This is a genomic window from Mesorhizobium captivum (genome assembly GCF_033977165.1).
GTDB classification, from domain to species: Bacteria; Pseudomonadota; Alphaproteobacteria; order Rhizobiales; family Rhizobiaceae; genus Mesorhizobium; species Mesorhizobium captivum.
Genome location: NZ_JAVIJB010000097.1, coordinates 1 through 3,029 on the forward strand (window position 1 = coordinate 1; position 3,029 = coordinate 3,029).

Consider the following 3,029-nt stretch of genomic DNA (forward strand, 5'->3'; position numbering starts at 1 on the left):
CCGGCCGGCCAGATCGACAGCAGGACTAGACGGGGCCGCGCAGCTGCAGAATTCAGTCGATCTGCCGTTTGACGAGAAAGCTGGCCTCGTCTGGGCCAGTCTTATGGCTGGTGGGAAGGCGAAGGGACGCCCCAGAAGCGCGCTCGACACCATCATCGCTGCGATCGCCGAGGCCAACCACTACGTTGTCGTGACAGACAATGAAAAGGACTTCGAGGATGTTCAGATCATCAATCCGATCCGCAGCTCTGGGAGTTAGGAGGTAGACAGGCGATTCCCTTCATTTCGAGGATTTCAGCGGCACCGAGTTCGAACACCTCGTGTTCGGCTACCATCTTTGCGATGGCTGGACTGATCTCGCTTGCTTCGGCCAGACGGGAAGTGACCAAGGGCGCAACATCATCGGCACACGTCCGTTTGAGGACGAGCCGGACGAACGCACTGTCGTTCAAGCGTCAATCGCGGCAGCCTGACTCAAAGGCCGAGAAGGATAACGCCGAATCCATAGGAAAATTCCGACGAGCGCTCCTGCAGGTTTAAAAGTTCCCCCGATCAGGTCCGCGCCGGCATGAGCGCAGCGTCGATACGGCGGTGCATCAACGAGACCATTGAAAACAAATCCTCGGCAGACTCCTTCGACATCTGCCAGTGGATTTTTGCACTGTGCGCAGTGGTATTGCGGAACATGCTGAAAGTCCCCTTCACCAGGTGCTCGCTCCTCTCGCTATCGGTCACGAGCGTGTTGATCGCCAACATCGGCATGTCGGACAGCATGGAAGTAGTTGTCTGCAAGCAGTTCCTCCCGGCAGAACATCAACACATCAGGATGCACCGCGGATAGTCAACTCGGCCCTCAGCTCGCGCGCACGCCGCGTCGCTTCTGATAAGGTTTGGGCTGCCTCGACGGAGCCCAGTTTTCCGGATGCCGCGACGGCCAATCCTGCAAATGCCAGAGCTCGGTTCAGGTTAAGGCGCATCGGCTCGAATCGTTCGGCCCCTCGCGGCGAAACGCTCCTGTTTCATGGCCTTGCGGATGAACGCTATGATATGGGTGCGGGCACCACGCTTGTTCTGGTCGTTGGCAAAGGCATTGTACGATCTGTGTCGCTTGGTCATTGGGGAACCGGTATCGGCGATCTTGACCGTGGCCAGCAGATGTCCGATTTCCGAGCCGGTCAGGCCGTCGGCGGTCTCGCCCAATGCGTCAGCGATTGCTTGCAGCTGTGATTGCGTGAATGTCTTCATAGGCGTTCCCCCTCGGCCACCTCGAATTATTGACGTTGCCCCCGGTTGGGCCTATATATCTTCTCGGAGGCTTTGTAAGCGGAAACGCGAGCATTGCCTTTTTTATGCCGGTTTCAGCCCGGTAGGACGCAAGTCCTGAATGTGCTTGAACCCCCATATTTTTTCACCCCCTCCGCATACGGCTGAATCGGAGTCGTTTCACGCGGCTCACCAGTGGCGATAATTCACCAGGAGCGTCCGCTGTCATGCCCTTGAGCCGGAGTCCCCAACTGATGTTGCAGGCATGCTGGATGAATGGTTCCGAACCAATGAGAACCTCGACGGACTATGGTTTCTTCACGGTCGATGTGCCGAATTTCTGGGGGCAGCCGGAGACCATCTAATGGGTGCCGGCTGAGGCATAGATAAGATTGCTATAGCTCACTTTTTTCGCTTTCATGAGTTATAGAAAGGCGCTCTATAGCTCATGGCATGGAATTGGGAGCAGGCCGACTGGCCGCATTTTACCTACGACAAGATGGCATTGGACCCGCTGGAAAGCGAGTTCCTATTGCGATCGGGCGAGTTCCTGGGCGTGTTTCGCCATGTTGGCCCCGATGACCGCGACCAGATCCGCATCGATCTAATCAGCGAAGAGGCTTTGAAGACATCCGAGATCGAGGGTGAGTATCTCAACCGGGAAAGCCTGGAATCATCCTTGCGGCAGCAGCTTGGGCTCGGAGGCGAGAATAGGCGCGTCCCGCCCGCCGAGCGGGGCATCGCCGAAATGACGGCCGACGTGTATCTGCATTTTGCCAACCCGCTCTCGCATCGCACGCTCTATGCTTGGCACAAGACGGTGATGTCAGGCGGGCGGCGCATCGAGACGATCGGCAACTATCGCCAGCATGCCGATGCCATGCAGATCGTCTCTAACCGGCTGGACAAACCCAAAGTGCATTTCGAGGCGCCGCCCTCATCGCGCGTGAAAGCCGAGATGGACGCCTTCACCATCTGGTTCAACGATACCGCGCTCAAGGGCAAGACTCCGCTTCCCGCGTTGACGCGCGCCGGTATCGCGCACCTTTATTTCGAGAGCATCCATCCGTTCGAAGACGGCAACGGCCGCATGGGACGTGCCCTTTGCGAAAAAGCGCTGGCGCAAAATCTGGGCGAGCCGAGCCTCATCGCGCTGGCCTACACGATCGAGCGTCGCCGCAAGGCCTATTACGATCATTTGGAGGCCAGCAATAAAAACAACGCGATCACCGATTGGCTGATCTACTTCGCCAGCACGATCCTAGAAGCGCAGCGCGTAACGCTCGCCCGCGTCGAATTCTCCGTTGCCAAGGCCAAGTTCTACGAGCACCACCGGGGGCAGTTCAACGAACGCCAGGAAAAAGTCGTCGCCCGGATGTTCCGGGAAGGTATCGCCAGTTTCAAGGGCGGCCTCAGCGCGGAGAATTATATCGCCATCACCCAGGCGTCGCGCGCCACGGCGACAAGGGACCTGCAGGATCTGGTTGCCAAGGGTGCGCTGACAAGAACCGGTGAACTCCGACACACACGTTACATGCTGAATATTCGTGACGATCGTGCGTAGATCCCATCAGCGAATGACTAAGTCTGTACCACCGCGCGGCGATCGAGCGACTGCGACAGCACGGCCACCGTGACGGCGAGCAGCGCGAGTGCCGCGCCGACCAGCGGCAGGTTGGCGTAGGATATGCCGAGGGAGATGGCGAGGCCGCCGATCCAGGCGCCGCCGGCATTGCCGACATTGAAGGCGCCCTGGTTGAGCGTGG

General features: G+C 58.5%; 4 protein-coding genes and 1 pseudogene. 2 read left to right on the forward strand and 3 right to left on the reverse strand.

The window, feature by feature from the left end; genetic code table 11:
* The coding region (locus RFM40_RS33320) for a PIN domain-containing protein (protein ID WP_488259965.1) at positions 1–259 on the forward strand (259 nt) is incomplete at its 5' end.
* 293 nt (positions 260–552) lie between these two features.
* Here the strand turns inward: RFM40_RS33320 and RFM40_RS33325 are convergent.
* Both RFM40_RS33325 and RFM40_RS33330 read right to left on the reverse strand, forming a co-directional pair.
* Entirely contained in the window at positions 553–792 is a 240-nt protein-coding gene (locus RFM40_RS33325) for a TIGR02391 family protein (RefSeq protein WP_320279037.1), read from the reverse strand.
* A 174-nt stretch (positions 793–966) separates the two neighbouring features.
* Positions 967–1,245 (reverse strand): hypothetical protein, encoded by a 279-nt coding sequence (locus tag RFM40_RS33330; RefSeq protein ID WP_320279038.1) that lies wholly within the window; start codon positions 1,243–1,245, stop codon positions 967–969.
* 466 nt (positions 1,246–1,711) lie between these two features.
* On the opposite strand from RFM40_RS33330, the gene RFM40_RS33335 reads away from it, so the two are divergent.
* Positions 1,712–2,827: a Fic family protein gene (locus RFM40_RS33335; protein WP_320279039.1), complete on the forward strand. Its 1,116-nt coding sequence runs from the start codon at positions 1,712–1,714 to the stop codon at positions 2,825–2,827.
* A gap of 17 nt (positions 2,828–2,844) precedes the next feature.
* On the opposite strand, the pseudogene RFM40_RS33340 reads toward RFM40_RS33335, so the two are convergent.
* Positions 2,845–3,029, reverse strand: a pseudogene (locus RFM40_RS33340) (MFS transporter); the annotation flags it as partial.